Raw genomic sequence first — 24,452 nt, 5'->3', positions numbered from 1 at the left:
ACTCATGGCTTCAGATCCTTTGACAGGCATATCAGCGCGCTCGGGCGGCGACGGTTTCGACTTCGATCAAGGCGCCGGGCAGTACCAGCCCCGCCACTTGCACCGTGGTCCGGGCGGGTTTGAGCGGCTGTTTCTCGGTGCCGAAGAACTCGCGGAAGGCCACTTGCAGGCCGTCGAAATCCAGCTTGCCGCCCTGGGCCGGATCGCCCACCAGGTAGATCCGCAGTTGCACCACATCCCCCAGGCTCAAGCCCTGGCCGGCGAGGATCGTCTGCACCTTGCGCAGCACCTCGCGGGCCTGGCTTTCGGTGTTGCCGGCAGCGTGGATCTGTTCCTTGGGCGCCTTGGGGTCCACCGGGTCCGGCAGCAGGCCGGAGAGGTAGGTCACCTCGCTGTTGGCGGGCAAGGTCACCGATTGCAGGATCGGCGAATGGGGATAGCTGGACGGCACGCGCTGGATCCCCGCGGCCCAGCTGCTGCTGGCGGCGCACAACAGCCCCAGCCCTACGACGGTGTTTTTCAAAGACATGCAAAGACGCTCCAAGGTTGTGTTTGCCAGCCTCGGAGGTCCGCTACCCGGCAATGGGTGACTGCTGTTTTATGAGTGCTCGGCTTTTTCAGGCCGTTTGCTGTAGCGACGAGCCTTGCGCCCGTTCAAAGAGATGGCGCACCACTCGCCGCGCGGCGCCGGCGGCGGCTTCCTGCCAGATGCCCACGCCGCTGTGGGCCAGGCCGTCACTGGTCAGGTAGACCCGGCCCTGGGGCTGGTTGAGCAGGCTGTAGTCCGGCTCGACCACTTCATGGCTGATCCAGGGGCCGAGGTTGTAGGGGATCTTGCCCCAGGCAATCGCCAGCGGCTTGCGCAGTTCATGGCCATGGCCGGGGTGCAGCAGCTCCACCGCCTGGCGGGAAATCTCGATCTGCTGGGCCAGGGTTTTCTCCCCGAACCTGCGGGCGGTTTCACCGTTGTTGTAGGCCGCCACCAGCACCCCCTCGGCCTGGTTGAAACCACCGCTGGGGTACCAGAGCCCGGAGGCCTCCTGGTTGATGAACGACAGCCCGCCGTAGATCTGGTACTGGCTTTCCCAGAAGCGCCGCGACTGCCAGGCCACCTTGTTGGCGTAGCCGAACTGCACCGCGCCGATGGCCTGACGCACCGGGGCGCTGAAGTTGTTCTCGACCTTGGCCAGCAGCGGCAAGGGCAGGGAACTGATCACGTAGTCGGCCTTGAGACTCTGGGTGCGGCCGCTGCGCCGGTCCAGGTAGACCACCTCGGCACCGTCAGCCCGGTTGGTGATGGAACGCACCTCACTGTGCAGCCGCAACTGCCCTTGCAGACGCCGGGCAAACGCCTGGGGGATGCGGTCCATGCCGCCCACCGGCTGGAACATGGTGGGCGAGAATTCCGGGTATTCATCGATCATCAGCGCCGTGGTCAACGCCGGGTTGAGCAGGGTCTGCAACGGCAACGGGTCGTTCTTCTGCGCCAACTGGTCGCCGGCACCGGGCCAAACCTTGTAGCCGGAGCGCGCCGAGCCCAGGTATTCGAGCTTGTCGGAAAGGTCGCCCCAGGTTTTCAGAAAGCTCAGCAAGTTGCTGCGATCGGCCGCCGTCAGCTCCTGGTCCAGGGCATGCCGGTTGACCGCCTTGGCCAGCAGTTCGGAAAAATGCCCGCGACTGTCATTGACCGCCTGACGGATCTGCAACGCTGGCTGATTGAGGTCCGGACGCACCAGGGCATTTCGGCTGGTGTTGACCAGCACCTCCAGCTCCACCCCCAGCTCGCGGCAGTAGCCGAGCATCAACTGGTGATGGCTGGGCAGGCGACCGGCCCCGGCGTTGAGGTAGAAGCCGTCGTCGAACTCGGCGACCTGCACACTGCCGTCGCTGTACTCCACCCGATCGCCGCCGCGCACCGTCCAGTTGCGCCCGCCGACCCGCTCCCGGGCTTCGAGCAGCGTGACCTTGAACCCGGCCTTGTTCAGCTCATAGGCGCTGACCAGGCCACCGATCCCGGCGCCGATCACCACCACCGAAGCGCCCTTGCCCACCGCCGCGCTGGGCAGCGACGCATAGTTCTCCTCCAAGGCCTCGGCATTGCCCGAGCCACCGAACAGGCCCATGACCGCGCTCGCCGCCTGGACCCCGCCGACAGCGGCGATACGGGCGATCAATTGTCTTCTGGTCAGTGGCATGCCAGCGCTCCCTGCGGCGAATGGATAGTGCGTTCGGTTATAGCCTGCGGACTTATGCAGTCACTTGGGTCTATGGGAAGCCATCCTAGGGGCGCTCATTTAATAAGAGAAATACATTTTAAGCATATGCAAATATTACTTTGTTTCATATTCCAAGCAGAAGATTCTGCGCCCTGCGCATAGCCCCAAAAACCGCAACACCTCCTCAGGTAGGAGCTGGCTTGCCAGCGAAGGCCATATCCAGCCCCCCGTATGACCTAGGGCAAATTCGCCGGTAAGCCGCCCCCTGCCTGTTGGGCAGCGTCGAGCACCCGCAGCAGATTCCCACCCCAGATCTTCGCCAGGTCCGCTTCGCTGTAACCCGCCGCCAAAAGGCGCTCGGTGATTCGCGGTAGCTGCGCCACATCCTCCAGCCCCTGCACTCCGCCGCCGCCATCCCAGTCGGCACCGATGCCCACATGGTCCGGGCCCACCACCTCAAGGATGTGCAGCAGGTGGCGCATGTAGTCGTCCAGGCTGGCCCTGGGCTGCGGGTAACGAGCCTCGACCTGACGAATCCGCTCGGCCAGGTCCGCCACCTGCCCGGGGCTCAGGCTCGCGGCCAGGCGAAACTCGCGGTACAGCGGCCCCAGGGCCTTGTCGCGTTCGGGGTTGGGCAGGCTGTTGATCAGGTCGCTGGGGAAACTGTTGACCTGCACCACCCCGCCCCTGGCCGCCAGCTGGCGCAGGCGCTGGTCATCCAGGTTGCGCGGATGGGCAGTGATCGCCCGACTGCTGGAATGCGAGGCAATGATCGGCGCGCGGGACAGGGCCAGGACCTGGTCGAAGACCTGATCCGAGGCATGGGACACGTCCAGCAGGATGCCCAGGCGATTGGCCTCGGCCACCAGCTCGCGCCCCGCCGGGCTCAGGCCGTGCCACTGCGGCAGGGCGGTGGCCGAATCGGCGAAGTCGTTGTTGGCCGAGTGCACCAGGCCGAGCATGCGCAGGCCCTGGCGATAATAGGTGTGCAAGCGCGCCGGGTCGGCGGCCAGGGGCTCGGCGTTCTCCATGCTGATGAAGACCACCCGCTGGCCACGGGCAACGATGGCCGGAACATCGTTGGCCTGCAGGGCCAGGGCGAAGTCATCGGGGTGGGCGGCGATCAGGTCGCGGATCCGCGCCAGCACCGCCAGCCCATGTTCGCTGGCCAGGGTCCGGCCCTCGGCGTTGAGCGGGCCCTGTGGGGTGAAGATGGCCCAGAACCCGCCGTCCAGCCCGCCCTCTTTCATCCGTGGCAGATCGACCTGGGACAGGTCGTCCCGGTAGTCATGGCGCTGGGTGATGTCCCACCCGGGGCGGGCCAGTTGCATCGGCGTGTCGAGGTGGCTGTCGAGCACCGTCAGGCGCTGGTGCAACGATTGCGCCGGGCTGGCGGCCAGCGCCCAGGGGCTGAGTAGTGCCAGGCACAGCAAGTTTCGAGACAACATGGGGCCTCCTGGCCAATCAAGGAAATCGCCCCTGCGGATAGTAGGAGCTGGCTTGCCAGCGAAGGCGCTCTCCCGGGCACTGCAAGGCTTGAGGGCCTCTTCGCCGGCAAGCCGGCTCCTACGCAGGGTGTCGGGTGTTCCGTAGGAGCTGGCTTGCCAGCGAAGGCGCTCTCCCGGGCACTGCAAGGCTTGAGGGCCTCTTCGCCGGCAAGCCGGCTCCTACACAGGGTGTCGGGTGTTCCGTAGGAGCTGGCTTGCCAGCGAAGGCGCTCTCCCGGGTGCTGCAAGGCTTGAAGGCCTCTTCGCCGGCAAGCCGGCTCCTACGCGGGGTGTCGGGTGTTCCGTAGGAGCTGGCTTGCCAGCGAAGGCGTTATCCCGAGCACTGCAAGGCTTGAGCCGGCTCCCACAGGGTCAGGACCAGTGGAAGCTGCGGTCCCACAAGCCGGAAACATCCAGTTGCTGGGGCAGTACGCCGGCTTCGAAGAACAGGTCGGCCACGTCCTGCTGGGATTTCACCGCCGCGTCGTCCACCGGTTGCAGCAACCGCGGGCCGCTCTGGGCCCGGTACTGGGCGAGGAACACTTCGCGCGGCATGCCGAGGATCTGTGCGCTCTTGGTCGCCCATTCCTCGGGATGGCTGGCGATCCATTGCCAGGAGCGGTACTCGCGCAGGATGTAGTCGGTGATCGCCGCGTGCTTGAGCGGGTCGGCAATGCTGTTCTGGTTGGCGGCGATCACGTAGTTGCCAGACAGGTAGCCCTGGCCGGTCTTCAACACCCGGGCCCCGGCCCGCAGTTCCGCCAGCTGGATGAAGTAGCCGAAGCTGACCCAGGCATCCAGGGCGCCGTTCTGAAAGGCAGCAAAACCGTCTTGCGGGGTCAGCGCCATGGGCACGATGTCGGCAAAGCCCAGGCCCTGTTCCTTGAGTGCCTTGAGCAGAAAGTAATGCGAGCTGGTGGAGCGGATGTAGCCGATGCGCTTGCCCTTGAGCTCGGCCACCGACTGCACCGCAGAGCCCTTGGGCACGATGAAGGCCTGGTTGTTGACGTCGCCGGTGAGCACCGCGATCAGCTTCACCGGGGCGTGGTTCTTGATGCCGAAGATCGGCGGGATCTCGCTCATCGGCGAGATGTCCAGGGTGCCGCTGACCAGGGCCTCGAAGCTCAGGTTACCGCCGCTGAACTCGGCGTACCTGACCTTGTAGGGGGGCGGCTCGATGCCCGCCTCGGCGAAGAAGCTCGGCGCCGCGCCCTTGTAGGTAGCGACATTCAAGGTGACCCCGGATAGGTCCACGGAGGCTCCCAGGCCCAGGCGCGGCAAGGCGGCGGCCAGACCGGCCAGGGCCGAGAGTTGGAGAAAACGACGACGCTGCATGGGCAAGGATCCTTAATCGAGAAAATCCGGTTCTTCGCGCACGATCCGCTCGCGGTAAGGCTGGAAGCTGAACCAGCTGCCAAACTCGGTGCCGACCTGGCGCGCGGTGTGGCGCGCCACCTCGTGGGGAATCAGTCGCGGGGTGCCGGCGGCTTCCGCCAGCAACTGAGCCTGGGCGGCGTTGTCCATGGCGATGAAGCGCCACACCGCCGCCTCGACGGTTTCGCCCACGGTCAGCAGGCCATGGTTCTGCAGGATCAGCGCCTTGTGCCCTTGCAGCGCGGCGGCGATCCGTGCGCCTTCGCTGGCCTCCAGCACCACCCCGGAAAAGTTGTCGAACAGCCCGTGCTTCTCATAAAAGGCGCAGGCGTCCTGGGTCAGCGGATCCAGCAGGCGCCCCAGGCTCGACCAGGCCTTGCCGTGCAACGAATGGGCATGGGCTGCGGCCACCACTTCGGGATGGGCTTCGTGCAAGGCGGCATGAATGGCGAATGCCGCAAGGTTCAGCGCCCCCTCGCCTTCGATCACCGCGCCTTCGGGGTTGACCAGCAGCAGGTCGGACACCCGCACATGGCCGAAATACACCCCCACCGGGTTGACCCAGAAATGGTCCGGACGTCCCGGGTCGCGCACGGTGATATGCCCGGCGCCGCCCATGTCGAAGCCCAGCCGGGCGAACACCCGGAAGGCCGCGGCCAGGCTTTGCTTGCGCTGCCGGCGTTCCAGCTCGACCGTGGCCTGCTGGGGCGGGTGTTCCCAGCGAAAAACCGTATGGCCATCGCGGGGCAAGTCATACACCGCGGGACGAAAATGTGCAGTCATGTCCGCTCTCCTTGAAGTTGTCATCTGCGCAAAGGCCCGCAGGGCCGTGCTTGGCGCCCTTGAAATCGCCACATCTCCTGCGTCGGTCCATGCAGGCGGTGCAGATCAGTAGCCACGCTGGATCTCCACCGGATTCTCCAGGGGCAAGCCAGCACCCCAGTGCTGCAAATTGCGCCCCAGCAGGCGGGCGATATTCAGGTAGACCCGCGGCGAATTGGCCGAGGTGTGGGGCGACAGGCGGATCCGCGGGTGGCTATAGAAAGGGTGGCCCGCCGGCAGCGGCTCGGGGTCGGCGACGTCCAGGCTGGCCAGGGCGATGTGCCCCGTGTCGAGTGCCTGCAACAACGCCGGCTGATCGATCAACGCCCCACGGGCGATATTGATCAGGTGCAGCCCCGGCCTGGCCGACGCCAACACATCGGCATCGATGATCCGCCGGGTCTGCTCGGTCAGGGGCACCGCCAGCAGCAGGTGATCGGCGCGGGCAAACAGCTGGTGCAGGTCGGCCACCGGTTCGACCCCAGGCACTTCAAAAGGCTGCGCCGAACGGCGCAGGGCCAGCACCTGCATGCCCAGGGCCTGGGCCTTGGGCGCCAGCTCCCGGGCGATGCTGCCAAAGCCGAACAGCCCCAGAGTGCTGCCGGCCACCGAGGCCAGCGGCCGTTGCTGCCAGTGTTCGGCGCGCTCGATCCACACCTTTGGCAATTGCTTGGCGGCGGCGAAGATCGCCGCCAGGGCAAACTCGGCAATGCTCTCGGCGGTGCTGCCCCGGGCGCTGGCCACCGGCAGATCCTGGAACAGCCAACGGGGAAAGTAGTCCAGCCCCGAGGTCACCAGTTGCACGAAGCGCAAACCAAAGGGCCAGCCCGCGGGCGGCTCCGGCGCGTCGCGAAAGTCCGCATGGGGCGCGGCCAGCAGCACTTCGACATCAGCCGGCAAGTCCTGTGGCAGGCCCCGGGGCAGGCTCAGGACGTCGACACCCGGCAACCACTGGCGCAGTTGCTGGTTGAAGGCTTCATCCAACTGGCTGGCAATGCGCGTCACACCTGGGCTCCACGACTGGGCAAGGCAAAGGCGGCACGGCCCACGGCACCGAGGATCGCGTCGTTCTGCGGGGTGTGAATGCGGCTGCACAGCACATCGCGGTAGTGCCGCTCGATGGGGTTGCCCCGGGCCAGCCCGGGATTGCCGATGGCCTCGATGCCCAGCTCCACCGCGCTGATGGCGTTGCTGGTCACCAGGTACTTGATCTGGGTCGCCTCGCCCGGGGCGATCCGCCCTTCGGCGGCGGCATCCAGCAGCACCCGGTTGTTCAGCAGCAAGGCGTCGATACGCCCGATCAGCTCCTGGAAGCGCGGCAGGCTCGACAGCTGCGCACCGAGGTTGGCCGGGACGCGCTGGGCCAGCCAGCCCAGCAGCCAGTCACGGGCGGCGCGGGCCACGCCGTCATAGATCGCCGACAGCAGCACCGCCAGCCAGAGCACGCCCTTGCTGTCCAGCTCCGAGGGGCGCGGAACGTCGGCCGGCTGGATGTCCACCGCTTGTTCCTGGGGCACGAACACGTCGTCGAAGATCACGTCGTGGCTGCCGGTGGCGCGCATGCCCAGGTGGTCCCAGGTTTCCTCGACGCGGATGCCGGGACTGTCGCGGTGCACCAGCCAGGTGCCCACCTGCGGCTCGGCATCGTCGCTGCGGGCCCAGACCGCCAGCCAGGTCAGCCCGGGAATGCCGGTGGAGTAGATCTTGCGTCCGCTGAGCCGCCAGCCACCCTCGACCCGCCGCGCCAGGGTCGCCGGCAGGCCGCCCCGGGCCGGGGTGCCGAGGTCCGGCTCAACCCGCAGCGCATTGATCAGGGCGCCCTCTTGCACCGCCTCGCGCGCCACGCGCTGGCGCAGGTGCAGCGGCCAGGCAGTGTTCTGTTGCAGGCGCGTGTGCTGCAGGTACTGCATCACCAGCACCAGTGCGGTGGAAGGTTCGCCCTGGGCCACGGCGCCGATCACCCGCCGCGCCTGGGCCAGGGTCGCCTCGCTGCCGCCCAGGGACCGGGGCACGGTCAGGGCCAACAGGCCATGCTGGTGCAGGCGCTGCAGGTTGGCGTGGGGAAACTCGCTGTGGCGATCGTAATGGGCCGCGGTGGCGGCGAACTCCTCGCGCAACTGCTGCAGCAGGTCGGCGAACTCGCTGGAGTCCGGATCGAGGACGCGACGGGACACGGACGAAGACGGTTGCACGCTGGAAAGGCTCATCGGCTGGCAGTCCTGCTCAGGGGGTGGGAGATGTCGACGGCCGGCTCGGCCTCGGTGTCCACACCCAGCAGCTGCAGCAACCGCGCACGCAGCGGCTGGAACCCCGGGCTGGACACCTGACGCGGACGCGGCAGGCGGATCGGCAGTTGTTCGGCGATTTGCCCGTTGGCCAGCACCAGCACCCGGTCGGCCAGCAGCAGCGCCTCGTCGACATCGTGGGTCACCAGCAGCACCGCCGGGGTGTGCACCCGCCACAGGCGGATAATCAGTTGATGCATGCGGATCCGGGTCAGGGCGTCGAGGGCGGCGAAGGGTTCATCCAGCAGCAACAGCTGCGGTTCGCGCACCAGGGCCCGGGCCAGGGCCACACGCTGGGCCTCGCCGCCGGACAGGGTGCCGGGCCAGGCGCCCAAGCGATGGGCCAGCCCGACTTCGGCCAGCGCCGCTTCGGCCCGCTCACGGACCCCAGCCCCGCGCACGCCCAGGGCAACGTTGCGCCACACGCGCTTCCAGGGCATCAGCCGTGGTTCCTGGAACACCGCGGCCATGGCCGAAGGCACCCGCAACCGGCCCTCATCGATGGGTTCCAGCCCGGCCAGGGCCCGGAGCAAGGTGGTCTTGCCCGAACCGCTGCTGCCCAGCAGGGCGACAAACTCCCCCGGGGCGATGTTCAGGTCCAGGCTGTCGAGTACCGCCTGCCCGGCGAAACGTCGGGTTACCCCGCGGCATTCGACGGCGGCGCGCACTGGGCCCGGCTGGGGCAATGACACAGTCATGGTCAGTTCCTGATAAAGGTCGGGCGCCAGGCCAGGGCGCAACGTTCGAGGCCGCGCACCAACCCGTCGATACCCAGGCCGAGCACGCTGTAGACCAGGAGGCAGATGACGATCACGTCGGTGCGCATGAAGTCCCGGGCGTCGTTGACCAGGTAGCCGATGCCGGCGCTGGCGTTGATCTGCTCCACCACCACCAGCCCCAGCCAGCTGATGCCGAAGGCGTAGCGCAGGCCGACGAAGAACGCCGGCAATGCCCCCGGCAGGATCACGTGGACGATCAGTTCCCAGCGCTTGAGGCCAAGCAGGGTCGCCGCCTCCAGCAACTTGGGATCCAGGCTGCGGATGCCGGAAAACAGCGTCAGGTAGATGGGAAAGGTGGTGCCCAGGGCGATCAGCGCGATCTTCGGCGTCTCGCCCACGCCGAACCAGAGAATGAACAGCGGCACGATGGCCAGGAACGGCAGGGTGCGCAGCATCTGCATCGGCGAGTCGATGGCGATCTCGCCGCGCCGCGACAGCCCCGCCACCAGGGCCAGGAGCGTGCCCAGGCTGACGCCGATGGCCAGGCCGCTGAGGGCGCGCTTGAGGGACACCCACAGGTGCCCGGCCAATTCGCCGCTGCCGAGCATCTGCCCCAGGGTGCCGCCGATGGTGCTCGGCGCGGCAATGATGCGTGCCGGCAACAGCCCGCTGCGCGACGCCAGTTCCCAGAGCAACAACAGCACCAGCGGGCTGATCAGACGCAGCGACAGATTGCCCAGGAGCTTCACTCCGGGGCGCTCGGTCCAGTGGGCAGACAAGGACAGCGGGGCTTGCGCAGGCATTTCAACATCCCTATTTCAGCGCGTTCGAGCCCCATGCTAACTACATAAAAAACGTCCGTGAAATTCGTTTTGGTTCTAACTTAATATACAAAAAATGCATTCAGCAAATAGATATATATGCAAACAAAGGATAAACCCGTAGGAGCCGGCTTGCCGGCGAAAAGGCCGTAGAGCCTTGCGCCACCCTTGCCGGCCCCTTCGCTGGCAAGCCAGCTCCTACCGCCGATTTGCGCCGCGCCCGTGGCTAGCCGACGCGGGCGGCGACCATTTCGCCGAACAGACTCACCGGCTCCTGCAGGTTGCCGAGAAAGCGCGGGTGGATCAGCCACAGGTCGATCACTGGCTTGAAGTCGCTGACCGGGACGATCTCCAACTTGTCCCGGTGGCTGCTGTTTTCCAGCAGCGGCAGCGGCACCAGACCGTAGCCCAGGCCATTGGCGATCAGCCCCAGTTGCAGCTCGGTGCCGAAGGTTTCCAGGTTGATCTGCAAGGTCAGGCCCTGGGCGCTCAAGGCCCGTTGCAGGCCGGCGCGAAAACCGCAGCCGTCGGGGTTCAGCACCCAGCCGCGCTGGTAACAGTCGGCCAGCTTGCACGAGCGTTTGCGCACCTCGCCCTTGGCCGCCACCACCACCAGATTCATGCTGCCCAGGGAGCGCCCCACCACCCCTTCGGGGAACACCTTGCCGGCGGGAAACAGCGCGGCCACCACGTCCAGCTCACCGTTCTCGACCTTGCTCAGCAGGTGGCTGCCCCAACCGGTGGCCACCGAGGTCTGCAACTGCGGATAGAGGTTCTTCAGCTGGCTCAGGGCATCCAGCAGCACCACATCGCCGATGGTCTGCGGCACGCCGATACGCAGCGCGCCGCTGGGGGCGCCGTCATTGGCCACCAACTCGTTCAGGGCATCGATGCTGCGCAGCACTTCCAGGCACTGACCGTAAACCCGCAAGCCCATGCTGGTGGGCTTGAGCGGCTTGGTATTGCGGTCCAGCAACTCCACCCCCAGGGCTTCCTCGAAATTCTGCACCCGGCGGGTGATGGCCGGCTGGGTCAACTGCAGGGCATCGGCCGCCTGGCTGATGGTCTGGCAGCGGATCACCGCCACGAACGCGTTCAGATCATCTATCTTCATTCTTTTTTCGCATAATAAATGACTGGAAAAATGTTCGATAAGAATAATACCTTTTAGCTCGCCCGTGTAGTTCGCGTCATTTGCCTTGTATCCACGGAGGGAGCCCATGCCCCACAACGCCGCAACAGTCGCTATCGATACACCCAACTTCGCCCGCCTGCGGGACTTCATCGCCGCCCTGGCCGAGCTGCTGGACGGCCATCCCGATGAGGCCCAGGTACTGGAGCAAGGCGCCGACCTGCTGCGGCGCCTGGTGAGCCAGGACGACTGGCTGCCCGATGAATTCGCCCAGCCCGACCCGCAGCACTATCAGCAATTCTTGCTGCATGCCGACTCGCGCCAGCGCTTCTCCATCGTCAGCTTCGTCTGGGGTCCGGGGCAGCGCACGCCGATCCACGATCACCGGGTCTGGGGCCTGATCGGCATGCTTCGCGGCGCCGAAGACAGCCAGGGCTTCGAGCGCCTGGCCGACGGGCGCCTGCAACCGGCCGGCGCTGCGGTGCGCCTGGTGCCGGGCCAGGTGGAAGCGGTATCGCCACGCATTGGCGACATCCATCAGGTGAGCAATGCCTACGCCGATCGGGTGTCCATCAGCATCCATGTGTACGGCGCCAATATCGGCGCGGTACGCCGGGCCGTGTACAGCCCCGAAGGTCACGAGAAGCCCTTTGTCTCCGGTTATTCCAACCGCTTGCTGCCTAACCTCTGGGACTTGTCGAAGGAGCCCCCGCAATGACCGATTTCCCTACCCGCAGCCCGGCGCAGATCCGCCAGGCCCTGCTCGACCGCCAGGAACTGGCGCTGGTCGATGTCCGCGAAGAGGCCCCCTTCGCTGAAGCCCACCCGCTGTTCGCGGCCAATATCCCGTTGTCGAAACTGGAGCTGGAGGTCTATGCGCGCATCCCCCGGCGCGACACCCCGATCACCCTCTATGACCAGGGCGAAGGGCTGGCACAGCGCGCCGCGACCCGCCTGGTACAACTGGGCTACCGCGATGTCGCCCTGCTCGAAGGCGGCCTGGAGGGCTGGCGCGCCGCCGGTGGCGAGCTGTTCAAGGACGTCAACGTACCGAGCAAATCCTTTGGCGAGCTGGTGGAAGCCGAGCGCCATACCCCGTCCCTGGCCGCCGAGGAACTCCAGGCGCTGCTCGACCAGCAGGCTGACCTGGTGGTGCTCGATGCCCGGCGCTTCGACGAATACCAGACCATGAGCATTCCCGGCAGCACCAGCGTGCCCGGCGCCGAACTGGTGCTGCGGGTGCGCGAGCTGGCCCCCGATCCGCGGACACAGGTGGTGGTCAATTGCGCCGGACGCACCCGCAGCATCATCGGCACCCAGTCCCTGGTCAACGCCGGCATCCCCAACCCGGTGGCGGCCCTGCGCAACGGCACCATCGGCTGGACCCTGGCCGGACAGAAACTGGAACACGGGCAGAACCGGCGCTTTCGAGCCGTCGACGAGAGGCAGCGGGCCGAGGCGCAAACGGCGGCACGGGCGGTCGCGGACCGGGCCGATGTGGCGCGCATCGACCTGGCCCAGTGGCGGCGCTGGCAAGCCGATGCCCGGCGCACCAGCTACTTGTTCGATGTGCGTACTCCGGAAGAATTCGCCGCCGGCCACCTGCCCGGCGCCCGCTCCACGCCCGGTGGGCAACTGGTGCAGGAAACCGATCACTTTGCCAGCGTGCGCGGCGCGCGCCTGGTGCTGGTGGACGACGACGGTGTGCGGGCCAACATGAGCGCCTCCTGGCTGGCCCAGATGGGCTGGCAAGTGGCGGTGCTCGACGGCCCGCGCGCCAGCGACTTCAGCGTGCGCGGGCCCTGGCAGGCGCCGCTGCCGGATACCACGCCGGCCGAAGAAATCAGCCCGCGGACCCTGGCCGCCTGGCTGGAGCAACCCGGCACCCTGGTGCTGGATGTCACCGCCAGCGCCAACTACGTGCAGCGCCACATCCCCGGGGCCTGGTGGGTCCTGCCCAGCCAGTTGCAGGAATCCCTGGCCCGGCTGCCCCAGCCCGAACGCTATGTCCTGACCTGCGGCAGCAGCCTGCTGGCGCGTTTCGTGGTGCCTCAGTTGCAGGCCCTGACCCAGCGCCCGGTGTTCCTGCTCAGCGGCGGCACCACGGCCTGGATCGACGCTGGCCTGCCCGTCGAGGAAAGCCGCCAGCAACTGGCCTCGCCGCGGATCGACCGCTACCGCCGGCCCTATGAAGGCACCGACAATCCCCGGGAGGCCATGCAGGGCTATCTGGACTGGGAATTCGGCCTGGTGGAGCAACTGCGTCGCGACGGCACCCATGGTTTCTTCGTGATCTGAGCCTTTGCGGGGAGGCCTTCGCTGGCAAGCCAGCTCCTACAAAACCGGGTTGATCGCCGCCTCCGTAGGAGCCGGCTTGCCGGCGAATCGGCCAGCCAGCCGGGCATCGCCTTCAGGCACGCCTTCGCTGGCAAGCCAGCTCCTACAAAACCGGGTTGGACGCCGCCTCCGTAGGAGCCGGCTTGCCGGCGAACCGGCCAGCCAGCCGGGCATCGCCCTCAGGCGCGCAGACGGCAGAGGCAGGTGGGCAATCGGCCCAAGTGACAAATAGCAATAATTCTCGATATCATTTGCGACCTTGTGCTCAACGCGTCGTCAAGAAGGATATCCATGTCTCGCTCCAAGCCCGACTCTGCGCTGGCGGACTCTGTCCGCGGGTTCTATGCGGACATCCTGCATTTCCTGCGCAAACGCACGGATAACGCCAGCGACGCGGCGGACATGACCCAGGACGTGTTCACCCAATGGCTCGACTACCGGGACCGGGACCAGGTCGAACAGCCCCGGGCCTTCCTGTTCCAGATGGCACGCAACCTGCTCCGCGATCACTGGCGACGTCAGCAGGTGCGCTCCAGGGTGCATCACCCGGTCTATCCCGAGCCAGGCCTGGACACTGAGCCCCTGGCCGACGAACGGCACGAACCACTGCCCGCCGCCCAGCGCCTGCAACGCCTGGAACAATTGAAAGAAGTCCTCGCCCAGCTCTCGCCGCGGCGCCGCGAAGCCCTTATGCTGCACCGCTTCGAGGGGCTGAGCCAGACGCAGATCGCCGAGCGCATGGGGATTTCCGTGAGCATGGTGGAAAAACACATCGCCTTTGCCCTGCTGCATTGCAAGCAACACCTACAACGAGAAAATGGCAAGGAGCAGCCTGAATGACCCGCTTTACCGGCCCCCAGGACGACCTCGACAACGAGCAGATCGATGCCCAGGCCGCCAGTTGGTTCGCCCGTAACCGCAATGATCCGGACCGGGCCACGCGCAAGGCGTTCGACAGCTGGATCAGTGAGCCGGCCCATGCCCGGGCCTATGCCGAGTTCGAGCAGTTGTGGGTCGACCTGGCACAGTTGCAGCAACTGAACCGCCCAGTGCCGCTCCCCCGGCGCAAGACGCCGCTGTGGCGGCCGGCCCTGGCAGTGGCGGCCGCGCTGCTGTGCGCGGTGCTGGCGCTCAACCTGGGGACACCCCAGGCGCCTTACCGGCAGCAGATCGCAGCCCAGGAACAGGGCGCGCGAACCTTCAAGCTGCCAGACGGCAGCACCCTCTACGTCAATGCCAATACTCGGGTGAAGGTGGATTTCAGCGGCCGGCAACGGGATATCTACCTGCAGCAGGGCCAGCTGTACCTGGAGGTTGCCGCCGATCGGGAGCGGCCGCTGTGGGTGCACAGCGGCGCGGCCAAGGTCAGGGTGGTGGGCACCGCGTTCGATGTGCGCCGCGGTCAGCGCCAACTGGTGGTCAGCGTGGCCCACGGCCAGGTGGCCTTCAGTCCGGATGGCCGGCCCGGCGATCTGACTCTGCTCGGCGCCCGCCAGCAAGCCACCTACGACCTGCAAAAAGGCACCTTGCGCCAACAGTCCCTGGACCGCGACGAGGTGGCCGACTGGCGCAGCGGGCGCCTGGCCTTTCGCAACCGCGACCTGGCCAGCCTGGTGGACGAGCTGAACCTCTATCGACAACAGCCGGTGCAACTGGCCGAGGGCGCCATCGGCGCCTACAAGGTGTCCGGCAACCTCGACGTCCACGACCCGGATGCCCTGGTCAAGGCCCTGCCCGCGCTGATTCCGGTGAAAACCCGGGTTCAGGCCAACGGTCAGCTGAAGATCGAAGCCCGCTGAGCGATACATGAGAATATTTTGCATTCGCATATGAGGTATTTTTTCACTGCCGCGTCTTCCTCCTGTCTGCGCTCTGTCCGCAGCGTCTTTCTGGCCTTTAAGCCGCTCTGGGGGAAGTCATGTTTCGCGCGTTCTTGCCTGTTCCGTTAGTCCGTACCCGCCCAACCCTGCTCGCCGCCTGCCTGGCCTTCAGCCTGCAGGTCCAGGCCGGGCCGCTGCATTTCCAGTTGCCGGCGCAGCCCCTGGCCGCGTCCCTGAGCCAGGTCGCCCAGCAGGCGAAGATCCAGCTGCTGTTCGATGAGCAATTGCTGCGCAACGCCAAGGCACCGGCCCTGCAAGGGGATTTCAGCCCCGAAGAGGCAATCCGCAGCCTGCTCCAGGGTGGCCCGTTCAATCTGCTGAAGGTCGACAACACCTACGTCGTGCGCCCCGCCGAAACCAGCGTCGGCAGCGGCTCGGCCTTGCAACTGGGGGCCATGAGCGTGATCGGCACCGGCACCGAGGTCGACGCCGCCAGTGTCGGCCGTTCGACCCTGAACCAGGCGGAAATCGACCGCCACCAGTCCAATAACGTCGCCAGCCTGATCGACACCCTGCCCGGCGTCAGCCTCGGCGGCTCGCTGAAACCCGGTGGCCAGACCATCAACATCTGGGGCCTGGGGGACGCCGAGGACGTGCCGATCACCGTCGACGGCGCCACCAAGAGCGGCTTCGAGCGCTACCAGCAGGGGGTGATTTTCATCGAGCCGGAGCTGATCCGGCGGGTGGAAGTGGAAAAGGGCCCGCACTCGCCCAAGACCGGCAACGGCGGTTTCGGCGGCACCGTGCATACCGAAACCAAGGATGCCCCGGACCTGTTGCAGGACGGGCGCAACACCGGTGCCATGGTCAAGTACGGCTACAGCAGCAACGACCATCAACAGGCCTACACCTCGGCGGTGTATGGCCGATCCGACGATCATCGTTTCGACGCCCTGGCCTACTGGACCAAGCGCGACGGCGACGACATGAAGCTGGCCAGCTCCGTTCCCGACCCGCGCAATGAGTACCTGATCAACCCCAAGCGCCAGCCCAACACCGCCCAGGACCTGGAAGGCGAGCTGTTCAAGTTCAACATGCAACTGACCGACGAGCAGCGCCTGGGCCTGAGCTACATGCGCTCCGACAGCGACATCTGGGCGCCCTTCTCGGCCAAGAGCTACCCGGCGCCCCCCAGCAAGGCCAACATCGCCAAGTACGGCTATGAAGGTGCCACCAAGCGCTACCTGGCCCAGCGCAACACCATCGACACCACCTGGCTGACCAAGTACGAGTACCAGCCGCTGGACAACCCCTGGATCGACCTCAAGGTCCAGTACTCCAACTCCACGACCGATCAGACCGACGAGCGCGGCCCGACCGCCTTCTATCAACCGGTCACCGGCGGTCGCAAGATCACCGTGGGCTACGAGGACAGGATCCTCGAAGTGACCAACATCAGCCGCTTCAGCAGCGGTCCCCTGGACCATGCCTTGACCCTCGGCACGCAGATCCGCAAGCACACCCGCGAGGTCGACATGTGGATGCCGGGCAAGACCTATGAAGTGCCCAAGTACAACTATGGCCACTACCAGCCGGGCTTCATGCCCCATGGCAAGGTCGACAACAACGCCTTCTACATCCAGGACGCGGTGACCCTGGGGGACTTCACCCTGACCCCGTCGCTGCGCTATGACCATGTGCGCAACCGTGGCCAGGAAAACGACGCCCCGCTGTACAACAGCACCAGCCCCAAGGACGGCCATGACTACGGCGACAAGACCTACACCGGCTGGTCGCCACGGCTGTCGGCGTTCTGGAACCTCAATCCGAACCTGGCGCTGTTCGCCGACTACAGCAAGACCTGGCGCGCGCCGGTGATCGACGAACAGTACGAAGTGCAGGCCCCCGGCAGCACCCGCTCGGCCACCAGCCGCAACCTGGATCCGGAGCGCATCACCGCGTTGCGCGCGGGAACCCTCCACAACTTCTCCAAGGTGCTGGCCGACAACGACAACCTGCAGATCCGCACCACGGTGTTCCAGAACAAGATCAGCGACGAGATCCTCAAGGCCACCGGGATCGGCTGCGCGGAGCAATTGAGCACCGGCAAGAGCATTGCCCAGGTGTGCAAGGAGTCGCCGATGTCGGTGTATCGCAACATCGGCGACCTGACCATCAAGGGCTTCGAAGTCGAAAGCTACTACGACTCCAACTACCTGTTTGGCGCCCTGTCCTACTCGTGGATCACCGGCAAGCACCAGGGTGCCTACACCAACCCCTGGGGGCCGGACGTCTGGGCCCGGGACATTCCGCCGCGCAAATGGGTGGCGACCCTGGGGCTGAAGATTCCCCAGTGGGATGCCCAGGTCGGCTGGCAGGGCCAGTGGGTGCGCCAGACCGACCGCCTGCCCAGCGACAAATACCCCAGTGGCCCGGCCAGCAGCCTGGGTGACTCCTACTGGGACCAGTACGGCAATGATCGCTACAACGTGCAGGGCCTGTTCGCCAACTGGAAGCCCCAGCAGGCCTACCTCAAGGGCACCGAAGTCAACTTCACCCTGGATAACATGTTCAACCGCGACTACCGCCCGGCCCTCAGCGGCGACAACGCCTACAGTGTCGGACGCAACGCCAAGATCAGCGTGACCCGCTTCTTCTGACGGCACCTGGCTGCGGTGCATCGGACGCACCGCAGCAGGCCAGCCATCGGCCATCACCGATGTATTGCAAGCCTTTAGCCAAACCCTCCTGCCCGCACCTGCCGGGCTAAGATCGACGCCCCCCTGGAAACCGCTGAAAGGCCTTTGGGCGCTTTCAGTCAACGCCTTATTGATTCTGTACGACAACTATCGTACAAACGAGGAAGCATCATGGACAGAGGCTTCAGAAAGGTCAGGCGGGACCTGATCAATGCACTACAGGACGGCAACTATCTGCATGCCGCGCGCGGCTCGATCGAGGTCAAGAACCTGCTGGCCACCGGCGAGGTTTCGGCTGGCCACCTGATCGAAGTCATAGGCGCCTACAAGGGCCAGGACCACAGTTGCAGCGCCCACCACAGCGTCCCGGGCATCGCGGTCCACGTGCTGAAAAAGGCCGGCTGGTACATCAAGTTCTACTTTATCGAGCCCGATGTGTGGTTCATCAGCGTTCACCGATGAGGGGCAACCCATGAAACTCTTTCTGCAAGGCGACCGGGGCAAGGCGCTCTGCGAGCATTGCCAACAGATCGTCGGCATCACCTACCTGCGGCGTGACGTCCCCTTCAGCGACGGCAACGGCCTGGCCCGGGACATCCTGGTGGGAGTCTGCGACCAATGCGCCACCACCGTGGCCATCCCGCCCCAGTCGACGCCGGCGATCAAGGAAACCCGCAAGCAGTCATTGACCTCCATCGAGGCGCGGCTGCCGGCGGTCTACCTCGATGTGCTGGATGCGACGATGCACTGCGTGGCCCCGGATGCCGGAGTGCAACTGCGCAAACTGTTCTTCGGCTACTACTTCAGCGCCCCCCCGGCGTCTTCCCTGGAGCAGGTGCACGAGGGCTTCGCCGCGTACCTGGCCGAACAGGCCGAGGCCCGCCAATTGCCTGCCGTGCAGGCCATGAAACGCCTGTCGCTGAAGGTCAACCACTATGTGGCCGAGGATCTTGCGCGCCTGCTGCAGGCGACCCGGATGACCCAGACCGAGCTGCTCAAATCGCTGATCGCGCAGATGCGCCTGGATGTGCTCGAAGGCGGCAACCCGGCGGTGATCGCCGAGCTGCGCCAACGGGTGCGCCTGGGGCTGTAGCCGTTTGCTTCTTGCCTCCAGCCGGCTCCTGCGAGGTGTCACGCGGGTAAACACCCCGCAGGAACCGGCTTGCCAGCCAGGAGCGAGGCATGACGCGAGGCTCTACACGGCGTTGCGTCGCACCAGGCTGAGATCGGCGGTGACGGCCCGTCGCTGGCTCAGGTAGCGGGTGCAACTGACCCGCAGGAAGGAAGCGAAGTTCACCACTTCGCCGCGGTAGTCCATGACCTCTTCATACAGCTTGGCGATCAGCTGGTTGGTGGTCATGCCGTCGGCTTCGGCGATCTCGCTGAGGATGTCCCAGAACTGGTTTTCCAGGCGCAAGGTGGTGACCACGCCACAGATGCGCAGCGAACGAGAGCGGGACTCGTAGAGAATCGGGTCGGCCTTGACGTACAGCTCGCACATGACGTGGTCCTCGCTTACAGGGTGATCTTGGTGCCCAGCAGGCCCAGGAAACCAGCCAGCCAGCTAGGGTGCGCCGGCCAGGCCGGTGCAGTGGCCAGGTTGCCCTGGACGTGGCCTTCGGTCACCGGGATATCGATGTAGGTGCCGCCGGCGAGCCGCACTTCCGGGGCACAGGCCGGGTAGGCGCTGCACTCGCGGCCTTCGAGGATGCCGGCCGCCGCCAGCAGTTGCGCGCCATGGCACACCGCGGCGATCGGCTTGCCGGCCTGGTCGAATTCCTTGACCAGTTGCAGCACCTTGGCGTTCAGCCGCAGGTATTCCGGAGCACGTCCGCCGGGGATCAGCAACGCGTCGTAATCAGCGGAGCTGACCTGGGCGAAGTCGAAGTTGAGGGCAAACAGGTGCCCCGGTTTCTCGCTGTAGGTCTGGTCGCCCTCGAAGTCGTGGATCGCCGTGCGCACGGTCTGCCCGGCACTCTTGTCGGGGCACACCGCGTGCACCTGGTGACCGACCATCAGCAGGGCCTGGAACGGCACCATCACTTCGTAGTCTTCGACGTAATCGCCAACCAGCATGAGGATCTTTTTCGCGGCCATGGAGTGGACTCCTTTCAGGGAAATACAGGGGCAGAAGGAGTATTCAAGGTAGCCCCATTCCACCGGGCCGGGTAATAGCCAGGTACTACAGCGGCAAGCTGCAAGTGGATAGCTGCAAGTGGCTGGCTGCAGGTTTCTCGCTTGCGGCTGGCCGCTTGTCGCTTACAGCTGCTGGTCTGCCTTGAGCAGGGTTTCCAGGCAGTGCTCGCTGATCTGGTAGAAGGCCTTGAGCTCTTCGAGCCTGGCCAGCAATAGAGTCGGATCAACCGGCTCGTCGCGCTTGACCGCCAGGATCATCTTGTTCTTGTTGGTGTGCTCCAGGGAGATGAATTCGAAGACCTTGGTTTCATAACCGCAGGCTTCGAGGAACAGCGCCCGCAGGCTGTCGGTGACCATCTCCGCCTGCTGCCCCAGGTGCAGGCCGTATTGCAGCATCGGCTTGAGCAGCGCCGGACTCTGGATCTGCTGGCGGATCTGCTTGTGGCAGCACGGCGAGCACATGATGATCGCCGCACCGGAGCGGATGCCGGTGTGGATCGCGTAGTCGGTGGCGATGTCGCAGGCATGCAGCGCGATCATCACGTCCAGCTGGCTGGGGGCCACGCTGCGCACGTCACCGCACTTGAACACCAGGCCCGGGTGTTCCAGGCGCTGCGCGGCGGCATTGCACAGGCTCACCATGTCCTCGCGCAATTCGACGCCGGTGACTTCGCCCTCGGCCTTGAGGGTGTTGCGCAGGTAGTCGTGGATGGCGAAGGTCAGGTAGCCCTTGCCGGAGCCGAAGTCCGCCACCCGTACCGGCTGGTCGAGCTTGATCGGCGAACTGCTCAGGGCGTGGCTGAAGACTTCGATGAACTTGTTGATCTGCTTCCATTTGCGCGACATCGCCGGAATCAGCTCGTGCTGCTTGTTGGTCACCCCCAGGTCGGCAAGGAACGGCCGGCTGAGATCGAGGAAGCGGTTCTTCTCCCGGTTGTGCTCGGCCGATGGCACATCGCGCTGGGTTTGCGGCTTGCCCTTGAACAGCGAGCTCTTGCCCTTCTTGCTGTACTCGAGCTGCACTTCATCGGTCAGGGTCAGCAAGTGGGCGTTCTTGAACGAGGCCGGCAGCAAGCCGGCAATGCTCGCCATGCCCTCGGCCAGAGAGAAGTTCTTGGTGATGTCGCGGGTCTTGTAGCGATAGACGAAGGACAGGCACGGCTGCTCCTTGACCGTCAGCTGCTTGATGATCAGGCGCTGCAGCTCGGCCTCCGGGCCCACGTGCTTGGCCAGTACCAGCTTGATAAAGGCGTTCTGCGCGAGGCTGGTGTCGAGCAATTGCAGGAACTGGGCGTGATGATCCGGCGTGGGGCGGGCGGAAGATGCGGTAACGGACATGGGGGGCAGGTGCCTCGGGCGATGCGGGGTGTGAATCAGGGAGTGGTGGGTATTTTAGGGAGCAAGCTCCGTCGGGGCACGAAGTTATTCACCCGACGGTAAAAAAACGTCACTCGAGGGCGGTGCAAGGCTCAGGGGCCTGTTCGCCGGCAAGCCGGCTCCTACAAGAACACCAGCGATATCGCGCCAACTGTAGGAGCTGGTTTGCCAGCGAAGGCGTACTCAAGGGCGGTACAACACTCGGGGGCCTCTTCGCCGGCAAGCTGTTGTGGCTCAATATTCCTGGACCACTCTGTAGGAGTTTCAACCTAAGGAAGCATCATGGGATTTCGGGTTGTTAGCGCTGAAGAAAAGGCCGAAGCCATTCGCTTGGTCGTGGAAATGAATTACTCGGTGCCTAAGGCATGTGAGCAAACTGGGGTTGGGCCTACAGCCCTGCGACGCTGGGTCGCCAGATGGCGCAAGGAGCATGAAGGAGCCTTGCTGCCCACACGCCCTCAGGACCAGGAACTGATTGATTCACTGCAGGCCAGACTCGCCTTGCTGGAAGCCGAGAATAGCGTCCTAAAAAAGCAATTGCCCTCTCATCTGAAGGTGCTGTTCAGCCGAATCAAATGATCGAGGGGTTGAAAGGACAGCTCTCCATTCGGCATTGCTGTCGACTTCTGGGCGTGCCTCGCAGCAGCTATTACGCCAAGCCCGTGGCTCGGTCTGAACCTGGGGTCGAGCGGCAACTGGAAAAGACCATTCGGCAGCTGCACCGGGAGCATCGAGGTGCCCTGGGCGCCCGGGGATTTGCCAGGGAGCTCAAAAAACAGGGCGTAGCGGTTGGGCGCCATCGTATGGGCCGTCTGATGAAAAACCTTGGGCTGGTCAGGCGACGAGCCCGTTACGCTCACTATCGTCGGACCGGAAAGCCCAGCAATACCGCAGCCAATCTCCTCGATCGTCGCTTTAATCCTGCATCACCCAATACGTTTTGGGCCGGAGACATCACTTACATTCGCGTCGGTGGAAGCTGGCTGTACCTGGCAATCGTGATGGATTTGTTTTCACGTCGGATCATCGGCTGGGCCTTTTCCAGGACCGCCGATGCCGAGCTGTCGCTCAAGGCGTTACGGCTGGCTGTTGGCATACGTCGGCCTGGTTCAGCGCTGGTATTCCACTCGGACCAGGGCTGCCAATACACCGCGGATCGCTTTGTCGAATACCTGGCTGAAAAGCAGATCGTGCAGAGCATGAGCCGACGCGCAAACTGCTGGGACAACGCGGTGGTGGAACGTTATTTCCGGACACTGAAACACGATTGGTCGCCTGAAAATGGCTACCAGAATCATTTTGAGGCGCAGAAGGATGTGATGGATTTCATTGCCCATTACAACCATCGGCGTTGCCACAGCGCCTCGAACGATCTGCCGCCCGCTGCTTTTGAAAGGCTGGCGGCCTAATGCTCCTACAGAGTGGTCCAAAAAAGCTGGACCACTACAAGCCGGCTCCTACAAGAACACCAGCGGTATCGCGCTAACTGTAGGAGCTGGCTTGCCAGCGAAGGCGCCCTCAAGGGTGGTGCACGATTCAGGGGCCTCTTCGCCGGCAAGCCGGCTCCTACAAGAACACTAGCGATATCGCGCCAGCGGTAGGAGCTGGCTTGCCAGCGAAGGCGCCCTCAAGGGCGATGCACGATTCAGGGGGCCTCTTCGCCGGCAAGCCGGCTCCTACAAGAACACTAGCGATATCGCGCCAGCGGTAGGAGCTGGCTTGCCAGCGAAGGCGCCCTCAAGGGCGGTACAAGACTCGGGGGCCTGTTCGCCGGCAAGCCGGCTCCTACGGCGGCTCAGTTGAGCACCACCAGGCGGTTGGGCAATTCGTTGCGCACCTGGGTCAGGGGCACATGGGCCTTGAGCAGTTCGCCGCTGGCTTCAATGCAGTCGAGGAAGCCCTGCAGGGTCTGGCCCTGCCGGACTTGCCGGGTAAAGTTGCGCACGATGCCGCTCCACTGTTTGTTATCCAGGCGCTTGGAAATGCCCTCGTCCACGAGGATTTCCACGTAGCGCTCGGCCTCGCTGACAAAGATCAGCACCCCGGTGCCGCCCACGGTGTGGTGCAGGTTCTGTTCGAGGAACTGGCGCCGGGCCAGGTTGGAGGCCCGCCAGTGGCGTACCGAGCGCGGGATCAGTCGGGTAGTGATCCGCGGCAGGCGAAACACCAGGCACAGCACGATAAAGGTTGTCCATTGCGCCAGCAGCAACAGGTGCATGTTCAGCCAGCCGGTGGCGTAGTGCACCAGCCCCGGCACCACCAGCGCCAGCAGGCTGGCCCAGAGCAGCGGGATGTAGGCGTAGTCGTCGGCCCGGGCGGCCAGCACTGTCACCAGTTCGGCGTCGGTCTGCTGCTCCACCCGGGCAATGGCTTCGGCCACTTGCCGTTGTTCGTATTCACTGAGTAATGCCATGTCGTTGGATTTCCGCTTTTTATTGTGAGTTACCAGCCGCCGGAGGAACCGCCGCCGCCAAAGCTGCCGCCACCACCGCTGAAGCCGCCACCGCCGGACCCGCCACCAAAACCGCCACCGCCGAACCCTCCACCGCCGCCGCGACCGCTGGTGGTGGTGATGAATCCGAGCGCCTGCGCCACCATCACCACCAGGATGAACAGCAGCACCATGAAGAGGAACAGCCACGGGTGACGCTGGACAAAATCGTCCTGGGGACTGCTCTGGCCGCCGCTGTCGTAGGCCGTGGCCGGCTCGTCCAGCGGCGTACCGCCGAGCACCAGGAGCATGGCCGCAACCCCGTCGCTGATGCCCTTGCTGAACTGCCCGGTCTTGAACGCCGGAGTGATCACCTGGTTGATGATCACCGAGGCCTGGGCGTCGGTCAGGCGCTCCTCCAGGCCGTAGCCCACTTCGATGCGCAGCTTGCGCTCGTCCCGAGCGACGATCAGCAGCGCACCGTTGTTCTTGTCCTTCTGGCCGATGCCCCAGTGGCGCCCCAGCTGGTAGCCGTAGTCCTCGATGCTGGCGCCTTGCAGGTCGGTCAGGGTCACCACCACCAGTTGTTCGCCGGTGGCCTGTTCGTGGGCTTGCAGTTGCCGAGTCAGCTGGGCGCGGACGCTCGGTTCGATCATCTGCGCGTCGTCCACCACCCGCCCGCTCAGGGCCGGGAACCTGAGCTCGGCCTGGGCCGTGACCGCGAAGACCCAGAGCAACAGCACCAGGCCGATTTTATAGAGTCGCATTAGCACCTCATCCTTAATCTTTGTCCGCT

General features: G+C 65.1%; 24 protein-coding genes. 9 read left to right on the top strand and 15 right to left on the bottom strand.

Features of this window, described 5'->3' with window-relative positions:
* Window positions 1-31: 31 nt before the first annotated feature.
* The 10 genes from BLV47_RS30660 to BLV47_RS30615 all read right to left on the bottom strand — a co-directional run bounded on the left by BLV47_RS30660 (window position 32) and on the right by BLV47_RS30615 (window position 10,838).
* On the bottom strand, window positions 32-529 hold the full coding sequence (locus BLV47_RS30660) for a RidA family protein (protein ID WP_092320289.1): 498 nt from the start codon (window positions 527-529) through the stop codon (window positions 32-34).
* Window positions 530-617: 88 nt separating this feature from the next.
* On the bottom strand, window positions 618-2,195 hold the full coding sequence (locus tag BLV47_RS30655; protein WP_092320288.1) for a flavin monoamine oxidase family protein: 1,578 nt from the start codon (window positions 2,193-2,195) through the stop codon (window positions 618-620).
* A gap of 257 nt (window positions 2,196-2,452) precedes the next feature.
* Window positions 2,453-3,664, bottom strand: a complete 1,212-nt coding sequence (locus BLV47_RS30650; RefSeq protein WP_092320287.1) for a dipeptidase — start codon at window positions 3,662-3,664, stop codon at window positions 2,453-2,455.
* A gap of 411 nt (window positions 3,665-4,075) precedes the next feature.
* On the bottom strand, window positions 4,076-5,038 hold the full coding sequence (locus BLV47_RS30645) for an ABC transporter substrate-binding protein (RefSeq protein WP_092320286.1): 963 nt from the start codon (window positions 5,036-5,038) through the stop codon (window positions 4,076-4,078).
* A 12-nt stretch (window positions 5,039-5,050) separates the two neighbouring features.
* On the bottom strand, window positions 5,051-5,860 hold the full coding sequence (locus BLV47_RS30640) for a class II aldolase/adducin family protein (protein ID WP_092320285.1): 810 nt from the start codon (window positions 5,858-5,860) through the stop codon (window positions 5,051-5,053).
* Between the two features lie 105 nt (window positions 5,861-5,965).
* Entirely contained in the window at window positions 5,966-6,904 is a 939-nt protein-coding gene (locus tag BLV47_RS30635) for a D-isomer specific 2-hydroxyacid dehydrogenase family protein (protein WP_092320284.1), read from the bottom strand.
* Window positions 6,901-8,106 carry an acyl-CoA dehydrogenase family protein gene (locus BLV47_RS30630; RefSeq protein ID WP_092320283.1) on the bottom strand — a complete coding sequence of 402 codons (1,206 nt, stop codon included), beginning with the start codon at window positions 8,104-8,106 and terminating at the stop codon, window positions 6,901-6,903. Before BLV47_RS30630 ends, BLV47_RS30635 begins: the two co-directional genes overlap by 4 nt.
* A complete protein-coding gene (locus BLV47_RS30625; protein ID WP_092320282.1) occupies window positions 8,103-8,882 on the bottom strand; it encodes an ABC transporter ATP-binding protein in 780 nt (259 codons plus the stop codon). The genes BLV47_RS30630 and BLV47_RS30625 overlap by 4 nt, the downstream gene beginning before the upstream one ends.
* A gap of 2 nt (window positions 8,883-8,884) precedes the next feature.
* A complete protein-coding gene (locus BLV47_RS30620) occupies window positions 8,885-9,706 on the bottom strand; it encodes an ABC transporter permease (RefSeq protein WP_092320281.1) in 822 nt (273 codons plus the stop codon).
* A 244-nt stretch (window positions 9,707-9,950) separates the two neighbouring features.
* The gene (locus tag BLV47_RS30615; RefSeq protein WP_092320280.1) at window positions 9,951-10,838 is read right to left on the bottom strand and encodes a LysR family transcriptional regulator; all 888 of its coding nucleotides are present in this window, start codon (window positions 10,836-10,838) and stop codon (window positions 9,951-9,953) included.
* Between the two features lie 106 nt (window positions 10,839-10,944).
* On the opposite strand from BLV47_RS30615, the gene BLV47_RS30610 reads away from it, so the two are divergent.
* The 7 genes from BLV47_RS30610 (at window position 10,945) to BLV47_RS30580 (ending at window position 18,805) form a co-directional block, all read left to right on the top strand.
* Entirely contained in the window at window positions 10,945-11,574 is a 630-nt protein-coding gene (locus tag BLV47_RS30610; RefSeq protein WP_092320279.1) for a cysteine dioxygenase family protein, read from the top strand.
* Window positions 11,571-13,154: a rhodanese-related sulfurtransferase gene (locus BLV47_RS30605; protein WP_092320278.1), complete on the top strand. Its 1,584-nt coding sequence runs from the start codon at window positions 11,571-11,573 to the stop codon at window positions 13,152-13,154. The genes BLV47_RS30610 and BLV47_RS30605 overlap by 4 nt, the downstream gene beginning before the upstream one ends.
* Window positions 13,155-13,484: 330 nt before the next feature.
* Window positions 13,485-14,033 carry an RNA polymerase sigma factor gene (locus BLV47_RS30600; protein WP_092320277.1) on the top strand — a complete coding sequence of 183 codons (549 nt, stop codon included), beginning with the start codon at window positions 13,485-13,487 and terminating at the stop codon, window positions 14,031-14,033.
* Window positions 14,030-14,992, top strand: a complete 963-nt coding sequence (locus BLV47_RS30595) for a FecR family protein (RefSeq protein WP_092320276.1) — start codon at window positions 14,030-14,032, stop codon at window positions 14,990-14,992. Before BLV47_RS30600 ends, BLV47_RS30595 begins: the two co-directional genes overlap by 4 nt.
* 119 nt (window positions 14,993-15,111) lie before the next feature.
* Entirely contained in the window at window positions 15,112-17,673 is a 2,562-nt protein-coding gene (locus tag BLV47_RS30590) for a TonB-dependent receptor (protein WP_092320275.1), read from the top strand.
* Between the two features lie 210 nt (window positions 17,674-17,883).
* Window positions 17,884-18,174 (top strand): hypothetical protein, encoded by a 291-nt coding sequence (locus BLV47_RS30585; protein WP_244168974.1) that lies wholly within the window; start codon window positions 17,884-17,886, stop codon window positions 18,172-18,174.
* A 10-nt stretch (window positions 18,175-18,184) separates the two neighbouring features.
* Window positions 18,185-18,805 (top strand): hypothetical protein, encoded by a 621-nt coding sequence (locus BLV47_RS30580; protein WP_092320273.1) that lies wholly within the window; start codon window positions 18,185-18,187, stop codon window positions 18,803-18,805.
* A 102-nt stretch (window positions 18,806-18,907) separates the two neighbouring features.
* On the opposite strand, the gene BLV47_RS30575 is transcribed toward BLV47_RS30580, so the two are convergent.
* From BLV47_RS30575 to BLV47_RS30565, 3 genes are all read right to left on the bottom strand, one after another.
* Entirely contained in the window at window positions 18,908-19,213 is a 306-nt protein-coding gene (locus BLV47_RS30575; protein WP_092320272.1) for a ribbon-helix-helix domain-containing protein, read from the bottom strand.
* 14 nt (window positions 19,214-19,227) lie between these two features.
* The gene (locus tag BLV47_RS30570) at window positions 19,228-19,809 is read right to left on the bottom strand and encodes a DJ-1/PfpI family protein (RefSeq protein ID WP_092320271.1); all 582 of its coding nucleotides are present in this window, start codon (window positions 19,807-19,809) and stop codon (window positions 19,228-19,230) included.
* 162 nt (window positions 19,810-19,971) lie between these two features.
* Complete coding sequence (locus BLV47_RS30565; protein ID WP_092320270.1) at window positions 19,972-21,186, bottom strand: class I SAM-dependent methyltransferase; 1,215 nt, start codon at window positions 21,184-21,186, stop codon at window positions 19,972-19,974.
* Between the two features lie 321 nt (window positions 21,187-21,507).
* Here BLV47_RS30565 and BLV47_RS30560 point away from each other — a divergent pair, with 321 nt between their 5' ends.
* Together BLV47_RS30560 and BLV47_RS30555 are read left to right on the top strand one after the other, a co-directional pair.
* On the top strand, window positions 21,508-21,804 hold the full coding sequence (locus BLV47_RS30560) for a transposase (protein WP_092308884.1): 297 nt from the start codon (window positions 21,508-21,510) through the stop codon (window positions 21,802-21,804).
* Window positions 21,801-22,634, top strand: coding sequence for an IS3 family transposase (locus BLV47_RS30555; RefSeq protein ID WP_092320269.1), 834 nt, complete (start codon window positions 21,801-21,803; stop codon window positions 22,632-22,634). The genes BLV47_RS30560 and BLV47_RS30555 overlap by 4 nt, the downstream gene beginning before the upstream one ends.
* A gap of 386 nt (window positions 22,635-23,020) precedes the next feature.
* On the opposite strand, the gene BLV47_RS30550 is transcribed toward BLV47_RS30555, so the two are convergent.
* Together BLV47_RS30550 and BLV47_RS30545 are read right to left on the bottom strand one after the other, a co-directional pair.
* A complete protein-coding gene (locus tag BLV47_RS30550; RefSeq protein WP_092320268.1) occupies window positions 23,021-23,638 on the bottom strand; it encodes a TPM domain-containing protein in 618 nt (205 codons plus the stop codon).
* 29 nt (window positions 23,639-23,667) lie between these two features.
* Window positions 23,668-24,423: a TPM domain-containing protein gene (locus BLV47_RS30545; RefSeq protein WP_092320267.1), complete on the bottom strand. Its 756-nt coding sequence runs from the start codon at window positions 24,421-24,423 to the stop codon at window positions 23,668-23,670.
* Between the last annotated feature and the right edge of the window lie 29 nt (window positions 24,424-24,452).

The sequence above is a fragment of the Pseudomonas saponiphila genome (assembly GCF_900105185.1).
Lineage (GTDB): Bacteria > Pseudomonadota > Gammaproteobacteria > Pseudomonadales > Pseudomonadaceae > Aquipseudomonas > Aquipseudomonas saponiphila.
The sequence above is the reverse complement of the archived record's forward strand: the minus strand, read 5'-3'. Positions and strand labels throughout refer to the sequence as shown.

Bases quoted from the DNA above. Each gene is read 5' to 3' on its own strand.
- BLV47_RS30660 (WP_092320289.1), bottom strand. From the start codon at position 529: ATGTCTTTGAAAAACACCGTCGTAGGGCTGGGGCTGTTGTGCGCCGCC.
- BLV47_RS30655 (WP_092320288.1), bottom strand. From the start codon at position 2,195: ATGCCACTGACCAGAAGACAATTGATCGCCCGTATCGCCGCTGTCGGC.
- BLV47_RS30650 (WP_092320287.1), bottom strand. From the start codon at position 3,664: ATGTTGTCTCGAAACTTGCTGTGCCTGGCACTACTCAGCCCCTGGGCG.
- BLV47_RS30645 (WP_092320286.1), bottom strand. From the start codon at position 5,038: ATGCAGCGTCGTCGTTTTCTCCAACTCTCGGCCCTGGCCGGTCTGGCC.
- BLV47_RS30640 (WP_092320285.1), bottom strand. From the start codon at position 5,860: ATGACTGCACATTTTCGTCCCGCGGTGTATGACTTGCCCCGCGATGGC.
- BLV47_RS30630 (WP_092320283.1), bottom strand. From the start codon at position 8,106: ATGAGCCTTTCCAGCGTGCAACCGTCTTCGTCCGTGTCCCGTCGCGTC.
- BLV47_RS30625 (WP_092320282.1), bottom strand. From the start codon at position 8,882: ATGACTGTGTCATTGCCCCAGCCGGGCCCAGTGCGCGCCGCCGTCGAA.
- BLV47_RS30620 (WP_092320281.1), bottom strand. From the start codon at position 9,706: ATGCCTGCGCAAGCCCCGCTGTCCTTGTCTGCCCACTGGACCGAGCGC.
- BLV47_RS30615 (WP_092320280.1), bottom strand. From the start codon at position 10,838: ATGAAGATAGATGATCTGAACGCGTTCGTGGCGGTGATCCGCTGCCAG.
- BLV47_RS30610 (WP_092320279.1), top strand. From the start codon at position 10,945: ATGCCCCACAACGCCGCAACAGTCGCTATCGATACACCCAACTTCGCC.
- BLV47_RS30605 (WP_092320278.1), top strand. From the start codon at position 11,571: ATGACCGATTTCCCTACCCGCAGCCCGGCGCAGATCCGCCAGGCCCTG.
- BLV47_RS30600 (WP_092320277.1), top strand. From the start codon at position 13,485: ATGTCTCGCTCCAAGCCCGACTCTGCGCTGGCGGACTCTGTCCGCGGG.
- BLV47_RS30595 (WP_092320276.1), top strand. From the start codon at position 14,030: ATGACCCGCTTTACCGGCCCCCAGGACGACCTCGACAACGAGCAGATC.
- BLV47_RS30590 (WP_092320275.1), top strand. From the start codon at position 15,112: ATGTTTCGCGCGTTCTTGCCTGTTCCGTTAGTCCGTACCCGCCCAACC.
- BLV47_RS30585 (WP_244168974.1), top strand. From the start codon at position 17,884: ATGGACAGAGGCTTCAGAAAGGTCAGGCGGGACCTGATCAATGCACTA.
- BLV47_RS30580 (WP_092320273.1), top strand. From the start codon at position 18,185: ATGAAACTCTTTCTGCAAGGCGACCGGGGCAAGGCGCTCTGCGAGCAT.
- BLV47_RS30575 (WP_092320272.1), bottom strand. From the start codon at position 19,213: ATGTGCGAGCTGTACGTCAAGGCCGACCCGATTCTCTACGAGTCCCGC.
- BLV47_RS30570 (WP_092320271.1), bottom strand. From the start codon at position 19,809: ATGGCCGCGAAAAAGATCCTCATGCTGGTTGGCGATTACGTCGAAGAC.
- BLV47_RS30565 (WP_092320270.1), bottom strand. From the start codon at position 21,186: ATGTCCGTTACCGCATCTTCCGCCCGCCCCACGCCGGATCATCACGCC.
- BLV47_RS30560 (WP_092308884.1), top strand. From the start codon at position 21,508: ATGGGATTTCGGGTTGTTAGCGCTGAAGAAAAGGCCGAAGCCATTCGC.
- BLV47_RS30555 (WP_092320269.1), top strand. From the start codon at position 21,801: ATGATCGAGGGGTTGAAAGGACAGCTCTCCATTCGGCATTGCTGTCGA.
- BLV47_RS30550 (WP_092320268.1), bottom strand. From the start codon at position 23,638: ATGGCATTACTCAGTGAATACGAACAACGGCAAGTGGCCGAAGCCATT.
- BLV47_RS30545 (WP_092320267.1), bottom strand. From the start codon at position 24,423: ATGCGACTCTATAAAATCGGCCTGGTGCTGTTGCTCTGGGTCTTCGCG.